The sequence below is a fragment of the Actinomyces sp. oral taxon 180 str. F0310 genome (genome assembly GCF_000185285.1).
GTDB lineage: Bacteria > Actinomycetota > Actinomycetes > Actinomycetales > Actinomycetaceae > Pauljensenia.
The window spans coordinates 642,909-655,903 of the sequence record NZ_GL622194.1 but is presented as its reverse complement, the minus strand read 5'-3'; the positions used below and the strand labels follow the sequence as shown (position 1 = coordinate 655,903).

Genomic DNA, 12,995 nt, shown 5'->3' with positions numbered 1-12,995 from the left:
CTGTCATGCCTTCAGTGATCGCCTACGGATGCGACGACGCGACCACTCGCTTTCGCCCCCTGCGCATCGATATCCGCGAGCCGGGGGAGGGGGAGATCTACTTCGACGTCGCCTACGCGGGCATCTGCCACTCCGACATCCATAGCGCGCGAGGCGAGTGGGGTCCCGTCCACTATCCGCTCGTGCCCGGACACGAGTTCGTCGGCACCGTCGCCAAGATCGGACCCGGCGTCACGGGGTTTGCGGTGGGGGATCGCGTGGGCGTGGGGTGCATGGTCGGTTCCTGTCGTTCCTGCGAGATGTGCGAGACTGGCCACGAGCAGTGGTGCACCTCGACGCCGGGCACCCTGTGGACCTACCGCGCAGACGCCGAGGGCAACCCGACGACCGGCGGCTACTCGCGGGGCTTCACCGTGCGCGAGGACTTCGCTTTGCATATCCCCGAGGATCTCGACTTCGCGGCCTGCGCGCCCCTCCTGTGCGCTGGTATCACTACCTACTCGCCTCTGAAACACTACGAGGTTGGCCCGTCCTCTCGCGTGGCCATTCTCGGCATGGGCGGGCTGGGACACGTGGGTGTTCAGATCGCGGCCGCCATGGGCGCCGATGTCTCCGTCATCTCCCACGGGCGCTCCAAGGAGGCCGACGCCCGCCGATTCGGCGCCTCGCACTTCTACGCGACCGGCGAGGAAGGCGTCCTTGAGTCTCTGCGCGGTTCCTTCGACCTGATCCTGTGCACCGTGAGCGCCGAAGGCTTGGACTACGCCGCGTACATGGCGGCCCTGCGTCCCTACGGTGTCTTCGTGGATGTGGGATTGCCCTCCGAGCCCGTGTCCCTGCCCCTGCGAGCCTTCGTCAACGGCGGCAAGTCCTTCGCAGGCTCCCAGATTGGCGGGATCGCCGAAACGCAGGAGATGCTCGACTTCTGTGCCGCCCACGGCGTCATCCCGCAGGTGGAGATGATCACGGGCGAGGACATCACGCGGGCCTACGACGACGTCGTCGCCTCACGGGTGCGCTACCGCTACGTCATCGACACCTCGACCTTCCCCGAGAGCGCGTGAGGGGAGAGAGATTCCCCGCGGAACGGGGAAAGCCCCGGGCCTCAGCCCGGGGCTTTCCCACCTGGAGCGGATGACGGGAATCGAACCCGCGTGATCTGCTTGGAAGGCAGAGGCTCTACCATTGAGCTACATCCGCGTACCCCCGAAGGGGACAGGATGATCCTAGCGGGTATTGTCCACGTCCGCGACATTTAGGCGCCGCTCCCGTATGATGGAGGATCGGACCGCCGGTCCCGCGGGGTGTAGCGCAGCTTGGTAGCGCATCTGCTTTGGGAGCAGAGGGTCGCAGGTTCAAATCCTGTCACCCCGACCGGGGCGGCCTCGTGCCGCCGCATGAATGGAACGTGGGGGAGGGAACGTGCCGTCCTATCGCACGGTCATGACGATCACCACCGTCGTGCCCGGCAGGCGTCCTGAGGAGGTCGAGCACCGTGCCCGGTCCGTCGCCCACCTCGAAGCCTGGGACATCGCCATCGTCTCCGCGCAGCCTCGCGTCACCGCTCGCTTCACGGCGAGCGACGAGGAAGAGGCGCGCGCCATCCACGAGCGGATCCTTCGGGCGGTGACAGAGGTCGCGGACGTTCCCCGCTCGCGCCTGGCGGCAGTGATCGGGGGCCGCTCCCGTTACCTGACCCCGTGGGCGTCCCGCGACAGTTGAGGCCGCCAACCCGCTCGTGTGGTGTTGGACACCGTGTTTGTGTGTTGAGGGGTGCAGATGCCCACTTACGCGCGGCGAATAAGGACATTGCGAGGGTCCTGGCGTACACTAGGCGAGTTGTTATGCGCCCGGGAGCGGGCGTTCCCCAATTCTTAAGACTACGGAGCGTACGCACGTGAAGAGCACCGTTGAAACCCTTGAGCCCACCAAGGTTCGTCTGACCGTTGAGGTTCCCTACGAGGAGCTGAAGTCCGAGATGGACAAGGCGTACAAGGAGATCGCCGGACAGGTGAACATCCCCGGCTTCCGTAAGGGCCACGTGCCTCCGCGCATCATCGACCAGCGCTTCGGCCGCGCCGCCGTCATCGAGCAGGTCGTCAACCAGGTTCTCCCTGGCCACTACTCGGATGCCGTCAACCAGAACGATCTGCGTCCCCTGGCCCAGCCCGAGGTCGACGTCACCGAGATCCCGGCCGTGACCGGCCCGCAGGGCGGCCAGCTCGTCTTCACCGCCGAGGTCGCCGTGGTGCCCGCCTTTGAGCTGCCCGACATCGACGACTCCCTCGTCGTCGAGGTCGAACCCACCGAGGTCACCGACGAGGACGTGGAGAAGGAGCTCGACGACCTGCGCAGCCGCTTCGCCACACTCAAGACCATCAACCGCAAGGCCAAGACCGGTGACTTCGCGACGATCGACCTGGTTGCCACGATCGACGGCAAGGAGGTCGACTCGGCCTCCGACGTCTCCTACGAGATCGGCTCCGGCTCGATGCTTGACGGGCAGGACACCGCCCTGCGCGGCACCAAGGCCGGCGAAGAGGTGTCCTTCACCTCCAAGCTCAAGGGCGGGGACCACGAGGGCGAGGAGGCCGAGGTGACGATCACCGTCAAGGCCATGAAGGCCCGTGAACTGCCCAAGGCCGACGACGACTTCGCCCAGATGGTCTCCGAGTTCGACACGATCGAGGAGCTGACCGAGGACCTGAAGAAGCAGGCCGCCAGCAACAAGGAATCCAAGCAGGCCCTGGCTGCGCGCGATGCCCTCATCAACGTGCTCCTCGACAAGGTCGAGATCATCCTTCCCGAGTCGGCGGTCGACCACCAGGTCGAGCACCGCGTCGGCGAGGACGCCAAGCCGAAGGCCAAGAAGGAGGCCCGCGCGGCCGTCGAGAAGGAGATCCGCACCGAGCTGCTCTCCGAGGCTCTGGCCAAGAAGTTCGACGTGCAGGTGTCCCAGCAGGAGCTCATCGACTACGCGATCCAGATGTCGCAGAACTTCGGCGTCGACATCAACCAGCTCTTCTCCTCCCCCCAGCAGATGGCCAACGTCGTTGCCGACCTCGGCCGCTCGAAGGCCCTCATCGAGGCCCTCAAGCTCGTGAGCGTCAAGGACACGAACGGGCAGGACGTTGACCTGTCGAAGTTCTTCGGCACCGACCCCGCCAGTGAAGAGGGTGCCGAGATCGTCACCGATTCCGCCGACGACAAGGAGTGAGCGCGAGGCGTTGCCGCGCGTAGCAACCAGCGAACTCCCGGGGAGGGGGCGGGGCGGTGGCCCCGCCCCCTCCCGCGCATGTGCCGACAGCGAAACGGTGGCCCGGCGCGTGCGTGGCGCACCCGCCAGCGGGTACGGTGGACACCAATGGGGCCGTCTGGGCCCGCGAACAGACGAGGAGGTACGCGTGAGCGTGCACAATGCCGGAGCTGCCGGCGAGGGGTCGCAGCTGGGACTGGGGGACGCGGTCTTCCAGCGCCTGCTCAAGGAACGCATCATCTGGCTGGGCGGCGAGGTCCGCGACGAGAATGCGAATACGATCTGCGCGCAGCTGCTGCTGCTGGCGGCGGAGGACCCGGACCGCGACATCTACCTGTACATCAACTCGCCCGGCGGGTCGGTGACGGCGGGCATGGCCATCTACGACACCATGCAGTACGTCAAGCCCGACGTCGTGACGGTCGGCATGGGCATGGCCGCGTCGATGGCGCAGTTCCTGCTGACGGCGGGCGCCCCCGGCAAGCGCTACATCACGCCCCACACCCGCGTTCTTCTGCACCAGCCCCTCGGCGGTGCCGGCGGATCCGCGACGGAGATTCGCATCAACGCTGATCTCATCCTCGGGATGAAGAAGGAACTCGCTTCGATCACGGCGGCGCGCACGGGTAAGACCGTCGAGCAGGTGGAGGCCGACGGCGACCGCGACCACTGGTTCAGCGCCGCCGAGGCGCTCGAGTACGGGTTCGTCGACCGCGTGATCAACAGCCCCGACGAGATCGGAACGCGAGGAGAGAACCGATGAGCACCCAGCCCTATTTCGAGGCGGTCGCCCGCCAGATGCCGCAGGCGCGCTACGTGCTTCCGGACTTTGAGGAGCGCACGGCCTACGGTTTCCGCCGTCAGAACCCCTACACCAAGCTCTTCGAGGACCGCATCGTGTTCCTCGGGGTGCAGGTGGACGACGCGAGCGCCGACGATGTGATGGCCCAGCTGCTGGTCCTGGAGTCCCAGGACCCCGATTCGCTGATCACCATGTACATCAACAGCCCTGGCGGGTCGTTCACGGCGCTCACCGCGATCTACGACACGATGCAGTACATCAAGCCGCAGATCCAGACGGTGTGCCTGGGCCAGGCAGCGTCGGCTGCGGCCGTCCTCCTCGCGGCCGGTTCGCCCGGCAAGCGCCTCGCGCTGCCCAACGCGCGCGTCCTCATCCACCAGCCCGCGATGGAGGGCATGCAGGGCCAGGCCTCGGACATTCAGATTGTGGCCGACGAGATCGACCGCATGCGCGCCTGGCTGGAAGACACCATCTCGAAGCACTCGGGCAAGCCCGTCGAGCAGGTGCGTCGCGACATTGAGCGTGACAAGATCCTCACCGCTCCCCAGGCTGCGGAGTACGGCCTGATTGACCAGGTGCTCGAGTCCCGCAAGGCCCTCTGAGTCGGCTGAATCTGACCGGGCCGTGGCCACCTGGCGCCCGTGGGTGTGAAGGTGGCGCGGCCTCGTCATATCAGCGAATACCGGTGTTTCGTTATCGGGTGAACATTTTGTAACAATGCGCGTGCCTCGCTGGATTTCTTGCAGATGTGCACTAGGTTATTTCCTAGCAAGCGCGCACGCGCATCCGACCGAACGGATAACCGTTCAACCCCCTGGGAGGTCTCGTGGCCCGTCTGACTGATGGTGCGGAGCTGCTCAAGTGCTCTTTCTGTGGAAAGAGTCAGAAGCAGGTGCGCAAGCTCATTGGAGGATCCGGTGCGTACATCTGCGATGAGTGCATCGAGCTGTGCAACGAGATCATCGAGGAGGAGCTGGGCGCCCAGCAGGTGACCTCGTCCGCGACCCCGCTTCCCAAGCCGCGCGAGATCAACGAGTTTCTCAACACGTGGGTGATCGGCCAGGACCGGGCCAAGCGTGCTTTGTCGGTGGCGGTCTACAACCACTACAAGCGCGTGCGTTCGCGCGATGCGGGAAACGCCGAGGACATGCTCGGCACGAAGTCCAACATCTTGCTCCTGGGGCCCACGGGAACCGGTAAGACCCACCTGGCGCGCTGCCTGGCGCGCCTGCTGGATGTTCCCTTCGCGATCGTAGATGCCACCGCTCTGACCGAGGCCGGCTACGTGGGCGAGGACGTGGAGAATATCCTCCTGCGCCTCATCCAGGAGGCCGACGGCGATATCAAGAAGGCGGAGAAGGGCATTATCTACGTCGACGAGATCGACAAGATTGGTCGCAAGGCGGAGAACGCGTCTATCACCCGCGACGTGTCGGGCGAGGGTGTGCAGCAGGCACTTCTGAAGATCATCGAGGGCACGGTCGCGTCGGTTCCGCCCACCGGTGGGCGCAAGCACCCGCACCAGCAGTTCCTGGAGATCGACACCTCCGGGATTCTGTTCATCGCCGCCGGCGCTTTCGCGGGCATCGAGGACATCGTCAAGGCCCGCCTGGGTCGGCGCTCCACGGGCTTCGGCTCAGAATTGAAGAGCGCCTCGGAAATGGGTGATCTCTATGAGGCCGTCAGCGCCGAGGACCTGCATAAGTTCGGCATGATTCCCGAGTTCATCGGCCGACTGCCCATCCTGACCTCGACGAAGGAACTCACCGAGGAGGACCTCGTGCGAGTCCTCACGGAGCCGTCGAACTCTCTCGTGCGCCAGTACCAGCACCTCTTTGACCTGGACGGTATCGACCTGGAGTTCACCCACGAGGCGCTCCTGGCGATTGCGGCGCGCGCGAACGAACGCAAGACGGGCGCGCGAGGCTTGTCCTCGATCATGGAGGCGACCCTCTCGGACCTCATGTTCGACCTGCCGAGTCGAGACGACGTTGCCCGCGTGGTCATCACCCGCGACCTGGTGGAGGGCGTCGGAGCCGCCGAGCTCTACCCGGAGCGTTCTTCGGAAGGCAAACGCAGCGCCTGAGTCCTCCCGGTAGACTGGGAAGCAGTCGGGGAGAGCGAGGTAGGCATGGACCAGCGTGAGGACGCGCGGGCGGCGGCGCGCGCCGATCGGGGTGTGGAGGGAGTTCCCGCCGAGCTCGCCGACGCGCGCGCAACGATCGATAACATCGATGCCGCTCTCATCCACATTCTTGCCGAGCGATTCCGCTGCACCCAGCGCGTCGGGCACATCAAGGCACGGCTGAACCTCCCGCCGGCGGACCCCGCGCGCGAGGCTCGCCAGGTTGAGCGCCTGAGAGCGCTGGCGCTCTCCTCGGGCCTTGACCCCGACTTCGCTGAGAAGTTCCTGGGCTTCATGGTGCGTGAGGTGATCCGCCACCACGAGGACATCAAGGCCGAGTACGACGAGGGTGCCGCCCTCTGATCAGGGCATCTTCACTGACCCGAGTTAGTTTGGCGAGGCGCAGGCTCCCTCTTCGTCGAAAGAACCGCTAGTTGTCTGATGAAACTCTGCGCGGCTTCCCCGATAGTTTTCAGGTAGCTTCCAGCCTCGTGGTCTGTAATCTATCCAGGCAGTGAGAACCACAGCCCCGAGCAGTCCATAAGGAGTTTCGATGAAGAATCGCGCGCACGTGCGCGGCCTGGCCATTATCGCCATCACCCTGGCGGCGGCCCTCAGCGCATGCGGATCGACCTCGTCCACGACGAGCGGCCAGAAGAACAACCCGTCGGCGTCGTCCTCGAACGCGGCGAGCCAGGATGCGAACCTGATTTTCGCCCAGTGCATGCGGGAAAAGGGCTTTGACGTGCCCGACACCGGTCTGACCCCCGACAACGCGAAGGACACGTCCGCAGGATTTAACGCTGCCGTCAACGAGTGCATGGCAAAGACCGATGGCCTCACGGGGCAGGATGACCTGACGAAGGACCCGGCCGCGCGCGACGCTCTCGTCAAGGGAGCCCAGTGCCTGCGCGACCTCGGCTACAACGTGAAGGACCCGGAGCCGGGCAAGGGCGTGGACATCCAGGACGTTCCGCAGGATGCCCTCAACAAGTGCTTCGGCAACCCGGGAGGTAGCAAGTGACCGTTGCTCGTTCCTCGCGCCTCGTGGCCGCCCTCGCCATGGTCGCCGTCGGCGCAGTGACGCTGTCGGCGTGCTCCGGGGGCAGCGCCGACGCGCAGACCCCCCAGTCCTTCGACGGTGCGACCGCAACCATCACCCGCGGCGACCTGTCGGGCGAGACCGCCGTCCAGGGAAACCTGCACTACGCGGACTCCTACGACCTCAAAAGCGCCTTCACCGGAGTGATCACGGCACTGCCGACGCCCGGCACGACCCTCGAGCAGGGGTCGCACGTGTACACCGTCGCGGGCAACAGCGCCTACCTGCTGCACGGCGCCACCCCCGCGTGGCGCGACTTCTCTGAGGGAATGAGCGACGGCGCTGACGTCAAGCAGCTGGAGACCGCCCTGTCCGAGCTCGGCTACTTCCAGGCCACCCCCAACGAGCACTTCGACTGGAACACGATCGCGGCGATCAAGCGCTGGCAGAAGGCCCTCGGGCTCACGCAGGACGGCACCCTCCCCCTGGGCACCGTGCTCTTTGCCCCCGAGGACGTGCGGGTTGGCGCCTTGAAGTCCCGCGTCGGAGATACCGCGACGCCCGAGACCGAGCTCTTTGCGGCCTCGTCCTCGCGCCAGGTCATCTCCGCCAACCTCAAGCTCTCTGACCAGAGCCTGGGAGTCGTCGGTACCAAGGTCACGATTCGCCTCCCGGGCGCTGCCTCGACCACGACCGGGACGATTACGTCGGTGGAGCCGCCCCGGGACAAGCCCGGCGAGGAGGGCACCAAGGAGAAATCGAAGGAAAGCAGCGGTGAACGCATCATCCCGATCACCGTCACCCCCGATGACACCGAGGCCCTGGAGGGAACTCAGGAGGCGTCCGTTTCGCTGGGAATCACCTCGCAGACGCGCACGAATGTGCTCTCGGTGCCCCTGGGCGCTCTCGTTGCCCTGACCACCGACCAGTTCGGCGTTGAGGTTGTCGATGACAACGGTCAGGTGCGCCGCGTCCCCGTCACCGTCGGCCTGTTCGCGGGCGACCGCGTCGAGATCAGCGGCGAGGGACTCGCCGAAGGCCAGCGCGTGGTGGTGCCCAACAGATGAGTCACATCCTGCAATTGACCGACGTGCACCGGTCCTTCGGCAGTCCGCCCGTGCACGCTTGCAACGGAGTGTCTCTGAGCGTTGACGAGGGCGAGTTCGTCGCCATCGTGGGCCCGTCCGGCTCCGGCAAGTCCACCCTGCTCAACCTAATTGGGACCCTGGACAGGCCCAGCTCGGGCACCGTGAGCATCAGCGGCATGGACGTGTCGTCCCTAAGCGACACCGACCTGTCGGGGGTGCGCTCGAACCTGATCGGCTTCGTCTTCCAGCAGTTCCACCTCACGCAGGGAGTTCCCGCCATCGATAATGTGGCCGACGGCCTGCTCTACCGGGGAGTGCCCCGGGCCCGCAGGCGCGAGGCGGCACGCGAGGCGCTGACCCGCGTGGGACTCGGACACCGCATGGACCACAAGCCGCACCAGATGTCGGGCGGTGAACGCCAGCGTGTCGCCATCGCCAGGGCCATCATCGGGCACCCCGCCCTGCTGCTGGCCGACGAGCCAACCGGCAACCTCGACTCGCGTTCGGGCGCGTCCATCGTCGCCCTCCTGCGTGAGCTCAACGAGGCCGGCACCACGATCATCGTGATCACCCACGACAACGAACTGGCGGCGTCTCTGCCGCGGCAGATCGCCATCCGTGACGGACAACTTGTATCGGACTCAGCGCACCCGGGAGGTAAGCCATGACGAGTAAGAAAAGCTCGCGCACCGCGCGCTCCAGCTTGCGTGCCAGCGATATCGGCCGCCTGGGCCTGACCGGCCTGCGCTCGCGTCCCATGCGAGCCGTCCTGTCCGCCCTGGGTATCGCCATCGGTATCGCCGCGATGGTCGGCGTCGTCGGGGTCTCCTCCTCCTCGCAGGCCCGCCTGCAGGAACAGCTGCGCGCGTTGGGCACGAACATGCTCACGGCGCGCAGCGGGGCAGACCTGTCGGGCACGGACCTCGTGCTGCCGGAGGACTCGGTGGGCAGGACCCGGATGATTCCGGGCGTCACCTCCGCGGCCTCCACGTCGACCCTGACGGGAGTGTCCGTCTACCGCTCGCGCCTGTCCGACCCGAACGCGACCGGTGGAACCCTCACGATGGCCGCCGACACGAATCTCCTCGACGTGGTCTCGGGCACGATGAAGAGCGGAGTGTGGCTCAACGATGCGACGGCCCACTACCCGGGTGTCGTCCTCGGGTCTAAGGCCGCCCAGCTCCTGGGCGTGGTCGAACCCGGCACCCAGGTGTGGCTCGGGGGAACGTCCTTCACGGTCCTGGGCATCATGAACCACCTGCCCCTCGCCGAGGAGCTCGACAACGCCGCGCTGATCGGCATTCCCGCCGCCAAGGCGCAGTTCGGCAAGGGATCGACGCCCACCGCGATCTACGAGCGCTCCGAGGAGTCCCAAGTGGAGACCGTGCGTTCGCTCCTGGGGCCCACGCTCGCCCCTCAGGGATCCACGGGCCTGAAGGTGTCGCGCCCCTCGGACGCGCTGGCGGCGCAGAACGCGGCCGATCAGACGCTGACGACGCTGCTCGCCGGTGTCGGCTCGATCGCCCTCCTCGTCGGCGGCATCGGCGTGGCCAACACGATGATCATCTCCGTCCTGGAGCGACGCAAGGAGATCGGTTTGCGCCGGTCCCTGGGGGCTAAGCGCTCCCACATCACGGTTCAGTTCCTGGCCGAAGCGCTGATCCTGTCCTTCCTCGGTGGCGTCGCCGGCTGCCTCATCGGCGCCGGTGTCACCTGGGGCATGTGTCTGGCCTACGGCTGGCCTCCCACCCTCCACTGGTGGGTGATCGCCGCGGGCCTGGGTGCCACTCTCCTCATCGGCGCCGTCGCGGGCCTCTACCCCGCAATCCGAGCGGCACGCACGCCGCCCACCGCGGCTCTGGCCTCCCAGTAGGGCCGAGCATGCAACGACAAGGCCGTGGCCGTCTCGCACCTCTCCGCTCGGGAGGGTAGGCGAGACGGCCACGGTCATACGCGCGGCTAGTGCTGGACGGGTCCTCCGTAGAGCTCGTCAATGACGGAGGCGAGGCGGGCCGTGGCCTCGGCGCGCTTGACCTTCAGGGAAGGGGTGAGCAGGCCGTTTGCCTCCGTGAAGTCGGTGGAGAGGACCTTGATCTTGCGGATCGACTCGGCACGCGACACGTGCTCGTTCGCCGAGGCTACCGCCTTCTCCAGTGAGGCGAGGACCTCGACGTTGGAGGAGGCCTCGGCCACGCTCATGGGAGGCAGGGAGTGCGCGGCGAGCCAGTCGGGCAGCATCTCGGCGTCCAGGGTGATGAGGGCTGCGACGAAGGGCCTCTGGTCTCCCACGACGAGCACCTGGGAGATGAGGGGGTGGGAGCGCATCGGGTTCTCCAGGGACGCGGGGGTCACGTTCTTGCCTCCGGCCGTGACGATGATGTCCTTGGCACGCCCCGTGATGGACACGTAGCCGTCGCGGTCCAGGGATCCCAGGTCGCCGGTGCGGAACCATCCGTCGTCGGTGAAACAGGCGGCCGTGGCGCCCGGGTCGTTGTTGTAGCCCTGGAACACGCTGGGCCCCTTGAGGAGGATCTCACCGTCGTCGCTGATCTTGAAAGACATGGGCGGCAGCGCGGGGCCGACGGTGCCGATCTTGGACAGGCGGGGGGTGTTGACGGAGACGGGGCCAACCGTTTCGGTCAGCCCGTAGCCCTCCAGCACGGGGATGCCGATGCCCCGGTAGAAGTGGGCGAGCCAGGTCGCCAGGGGAGCGCCCCCGGAGATGATGTAGTCGGCATTGCCGCCCACGAGGCGGATGATCTGCTGGTAGACGAGCTTGTCGGCCAGGGCGTGCTGGGCCTTCAGGGATGCGGAGGGGCCCTCGTCGGTGTCCAGGGCGCGCGAGTAGGCGATCGCGACCTTGGCCGCCCAACGGAACACCTTGCGCTTGGGGCCGCGCGACTTCGTGTCGGCGGAGTTGTAGATCTTCTCCAGGACGCGCGGCACGACCAGGAGGTAGCTGGGCCGGAACGAGGCCAGGTCGGGCAGGAGGTTCTTGATGTTGGGGGCGTGGCCCATGACGCCGTTGCCGCTGATCTGGAAGACCTGCAGGAAGCGGGCGAACACGTGGGCGAGGGGCAGAAAGAGGAGGAGACGCGAGGTGGTGCCTGCCGCGATCTCGGGCATCCACGCGTGGGCGTTGAGGCACAGGTTCGTGAAGTTCTCGTGGGACAGGACCGTGCCCTTGGGGGTGCCCGTCGTGCCCGAGGTGTACACGATGGTGGAGATGTCGTCCTTGGTGAGGGCCTCGGAGCGGGCGACGACGCGGTCGCGGGGCGTGGTGGCGCCCTCGGCGATGAGGGTGTCGATGGCCTCGGAGTCCAGGGAGAGCACCTCCGTGTTGACCCTTCCTTCGCGTTCGGCTGCGGTGCGCACGATCTCCGCCATGGACACCGTCTCGGTGACGACCAGGTCGACGTCGGCGTCGGTGAGGACGTGGGCGACCTGGTCGATGGAGCTGGTCTCGTAGATGGGGACGGGGATGAGGGCGGCCGCCCAGCACGCGAAGTCCAGGAGCGTCCACTCGTAGCGGGTGCGGCTCATGATGGCGACGCGGTCCCCGGGCTGCAGGCCGCGGGCGATGAGGCCGGCGGCCACGGACTGGACCTCGTCGTAGAACTCGCGCGCCGTCACCGGCCGCCACGTGTCGCCCATCCCCACCTTGCGCAGGATGAGGGGGCGGGTGGCGCCGCGCTGGACGCGCTCCTTGAGGAGGCGCGGAATCGTCGTGTGCTCGTCCACTCGCACGAGGACGGGCGCGTGCCATTCCAGCGCCCCGGTGGTTGTCTCGGTCGGCGTTGTCTTTTCGTCGTTGGACGAGGCCGGGGTGTTGGTCGTGGACATGCCTGCTCCCTGGAGTTTCGGCGGGAACGCCACGAAGCCTGTGAGGCCGTGGCGTCGTTGCTGCTACCCGCTATCCTACGCTCCCGTAGGGTGGGGGAGGGGGGCTGTCTTTAGCGTTGGTCCTGCATTGCGGGGCTTTTGACTTTGTGTGTGTTAGCGTCGGCGCTGGAACGATTCGAGGGCATGCGTGAGTGCTTCTTCGAGTGTCAGCCTGGACTGGCGCGTGGAGAGAACCGAGAGGATGACGACGCTGTCGTCGGTTACGAGAAAAGCGATGAGGAGGGTTTTGCGGAATCCGATGATGCGCATTCCCGGGTGATGCAAGGAGAACGCTTGGCCCCGTAGCGGAAAGTCGGGAAGCTGCTCGATGTAATCCGTCAGGGCGTTCATGTAGTTGCGTGCTGTGACTTCGGAGCCGCTCACGGACGCGATGGAGCGTCGAAGTTCTCTGAACTGTTGCCGAACCTTGCTCGAAAAGATCAGGCGGGAGCGTTTCCCGTTCATGTCAGTCCCAGCTCAGCGCGAATCTCGTCCAGCGTGTAGACATTGTCCGGGTTCTCCTCATAATCACGAACAGCCTGAGCGAGATCTTCCTGCAGCCAGCGGTCGAGCTCGTCTCGTGTCCGCCGGTCGCGGCGTTCCTCAAGCGCCTCTATTGCCTCCTCGTAGAAGGCAGGGGAGACCAAGACCGCGCGCGTCTGCGCGCCGCGCGAGCGCAGCTCGACGGGTTCGACTTGAGCGGCGGCGATGTAGTGGGCCTGGTTCTGACGAAAATCGGAAAGCGTAGCGGTCGACATGTACTAATTGTACAAGTTGTTAGAGTCTTGCGTGTCGGTTCA

The 12,995-nt window shown here is 66.2% G+C and carries 14 protein-coding genes and 2 tRNA genes; 12 read left to right on the top strand and 4 right to left on the bottom strand.

Annotation, left to right across the window (positions count from 1 at the left end):
• The first annotated feature begins 5 nt into the window (after positions 1 to 5).
• The gene (locus HMPREF9006_RS02920; RefSeq protein ID WP_009212043.1) at positions 6 to 1,064 is read left to right on the top strand and encodes an NAD(P)-dependent alcohol dehydrogenase; all 1,059 of its coding nucleotides are present in this window, start codon (positions 6 to 8) and stop codon (positions 1,062 to 1,064) included.
• A 62-nt stretch (positions 1,065 to 1,126) separates the two neighbouring features.
• Here HMPREF9006_RS02920 and HMPREF9006_RS02915 read toward each other — a convergent pair.
• Positions 1,127 to 1,200: transfer RNA gene (locus tag HMPREF9006_RS02915), tRNA-Gly, on the bottom strand.
• A 100-nt stretch (positions 1,201 to 1,300) separates the two neighbouring features.
• On the opposite strand from HMPREF9006_RS02915, the gene HMPREF9006_RS02910 reads away from it, so the two are divergent.
• From HMPREF9006_RS02910 to HMPREF9006_RS02860, 11 genes are all read left to right on the top strand, one after another.
• A tRNA-Pro gene (locus tag HMPREF9006_RS02910) sits at positions 1,301 to 1,374 on the top strand.
• Positions 1,375 to 1,422: 48 nt separating this feature from the next.
• On the top strand, positions 1,423 to 1,722 hold the full coding sequence (locus HMPREF9006_RS02905) for a hypothetical protein (RefSeq protein ID WP_009212042.1): 300 nt from the start codon (positions 1,423 to 1,425) through the stop codon (positions 1,720 to 1,722).
• Positions 1,723 to 1,897: 175 nt separating this feature from the next.
• Positions 1,898 to 3,217 (top strand): trigger factor, encoded by a 1,320-nt coding sequence (tig, locus tag HMPREF9006_RS02900; protein WP_009212041.1) that lies wholly within the window; start codon positions 1,898 to 1,900, stop codon positions 3,215 to 3,217.
• 187 nt (positions 3,218 to 3,404) lie between these two features.
• Positions 3,405 to 4,019, top strand: coding sequence for an ATP-dependent Clp protease proteolytic subunit (locus HMPREF9006_RS02895; protein ID WP_009212040.1), 615 nt, complete (start codon positions 3,405 to 3,407; stop codon positions 4,017 to 4,019).
• Positions 4,016 to 4,660 (top strand): ATP-dependent Clp protease proteolytic subunit, encoded by a 645-nt coding sequence (locus HMPREF9006_RS02890; protein ID WP_003794993.1) that lies wholly within the window; start codon positions 4,016 to 4,018, stop codon positions 4,658 to 4,660. Before HMPREF9006_RS02895 ends, HMPREF9006_RS02890 begins: the two co-directional genes overlap by 4 nt.
• A gap of 224 nt (positions 4,661 to 4,884) precedes the next feature.
• Positions 4,885 to 6,144: an ATP-dependent Clp protease ATP-binding subunit ClpX gene (gene clpX, locus HMPREF9006_RS02885; RefSeq protein ID WP_009212039.1), complete on the top strand. Its 1,260-nt coding sequence runs from the start codon at positions 4,885 to 4,887 to the stop codon at positions 6,142 to 6,144.
• Positions 6,145 to 6,189: 45 nt separating this feature from the next.
• Positions 6,190 to 6,546 (top strand): chorismate mutase, encoded by a 357-nt coding sequence (locus HMPREF9006_RS02880; RefSeq protein ID WP_009212038.1) that lies wholly within the window; start codon positions 6,190 to 6,192, stop codon positions 6,544 to 6,546.
• Between the two features lie 190 nt (positions 6,547 to 6,736).
• Positions 6,737 to 7,207, top strand: a complete 471-nt coding sequence (locus HMPREF9006_RS02875; RefSeq protein ID WP_009212037.1) for a hypothetical protein — start codon at positions 6,737 to 6,739, stop codon at positions 7,205 to 7,207.
• A gap of 38 nt (positions 7,208 to 7,245) precedes the next feature.
• Positions 7,246 to 8,292 carry a peptidoglycan-binding protein gene (locus HMPREF9006_RS02870; protein ID WP_034232016.1) on the top strand — a complete coding sequence of 349 codons (1,047 nt, stop codon included), beginning with the start codon at positions 7,246 to 7,248 and terminating at the stop codon, positions 8,290 to 8,292.
• Positions 8,289 to 8,981, top strand: a complete 693-nt coding sequence (locus tag HMPREF9006_RS02865; protein WP_009212035.1) for an ABC transporter ATP-binding protein — start codon at positions 8,289 to 8,291, stop codon at positions 8,979 to 8,981. The genes HMPREF9006_RS02870 and HMPREF9006_RS02865 overlap by 4 nt, the downstream gene beginning before the upstream one ends.
• On the top strand, positions 8,978 to 10,186 hold the full coding sequence (locus HMPREF9006_RS02860) for an ABC transporter permease (RefSeq protein ID WP_009212034.1): 1,209 nt from the start codon (positions 8,978 to 8,980) through the stop codon (positions 10,184 to 10,186). Before HMPREF9006_RS02865 ends, HMPREF9006_RS02860 begins: the two co-directional genes overlap by 4 nt.
• 86 nt (positions 10,187 to 10,272) lie before the next feature.
• Here HMPREF9006_RS02860 and HMPREF9006_RS02855 read toward each other — a convergent pair whose 3' ends face one another.
• The 3 genes from HMPREF9006_RS02855 to HMPREF9006_RS02845 form a co-directional block, all read right to left on the bottom strand.
• Positions 10,273 to 12,156: an AMP-dependent synthetase/ligase gene (locus HMPREF9006_RS02855; RefSeq protein WP_009212033.1), complete on the bottom strand. Its 1,884-nt coding sequence runs from the start codon at positions 12,154 to 12,156 to the stop codon at positions 10,273 to 10,275.
• Positions 12,157 to 12,309: 153 nt separating this feature from the next.
• The gene (locus HMPREF9006_RS10110; RefSeq protein WP_009212032.1) at positions 12,310 to 12,660 is read right to left on the bottom strand and encodes a type II toxin-antitoxin system RelE/ParE family toxin; all 351 of its coding nucleotides are present in this window, start codon (positions 12,658 to 12,660) and stop codon (positions 12,310 to 12,312) included.
• Positions 12,657 to 12,953, bottom strand: coding sequence for a type II toxin-antitoxin system Phd/YefM family antitoxin (locus HMPREF9006_RS02845; RefSeq protein ID WP_009212031.1), 297 nt, complete (start codon positions 12,951 to 12,953; stop codon positions 12,657 to 12,659). The genes HMPREF9006_RS10110 and HMPREF9006_RS02845 overlap by 4 nt, the downstream gene beginning before the upstream one ends.
• Positions 12,954 to 12,995 lie beyond the last annotated feature (42 nt).

Excerpts from the sequence above, each read along its gene's own strand:
- HMPREF9006_RS02860 (WP_009212034.1), top strand. The coding sequence starts at position 8,978 with ATGACGAGTAAGAAAAGCTCGCGCACCGCGCGCTCCAGCTTGCGTGCC.
- HMPREF9006_RS02870 (WP_034232016.1), top strand. The coding sequence starts at position 7,246 with ATGGTCGCCGTCGGCGCAGTGACGCTGTCGGCGTGCTCCGGGGGCAGC.
- HMPREF9006_RS02855 (WP_009212033.1), bottom strand. The coding sequence starts at position 12,156 with ATGTCCACGACCAACACCCCGGCCTCGTCCAACGACGAAAAGACAACG.
- HMPREF9006_RS10110 (WP_009212032.1), bottom strand. The coding sequence starts at position 12,660 with ATGAACGGGAAACGCTCCCGCCTGATCTTTTCGAGCAAGGTTCGGCAA.
- HMPREF9006_RS02845 (WP_009212031.1), bottom strand. The coding sequence starts at position 12,953 with ATGTCGACCGCTACGCTTTCCGATTTTCGTCAGAACCAGGCCCACTAC.
- HMPREF9006_RS02880 (WP_009212038.1), top strand. The coding sequence starts at position 6,190 with ATGGACCAGCGTGAGGACGCGCGGGCGGCGGCGCGCGCCGATCGGGGT.
- HMPREF9006_RS02875 (WP_009212037.1), top strand. The coding sequence starts at position 6,737 with ATGAAGAATCGCGCGCACGTGCGCGGCCTGGCCATTATCGCCATCACC.
- HMPREF9006_RS02890 (WP_003794993.1), top strand. The coding sequence starts at position 4,016 with ATGAGCACCCAGCCCTATTTCGAGGCGGTCGCCCGCCAGATGCCGCAG.
- HMPREF9006_RS02865 (WP_009212035.1), top strand. The coding sequence starts at position 8,289 with ATGAGTCACATCCTGCAATTGACCGACGTGCACCGGTCCTTCGGCAGT.
- HMPREF9006_RS02920 (WP_009212043.1), top strand. The coding sequence starts at position 6 with ATGCCTTCAGTGATCGCCTACGGATGCGACGACGCGACCACTCGCTTT.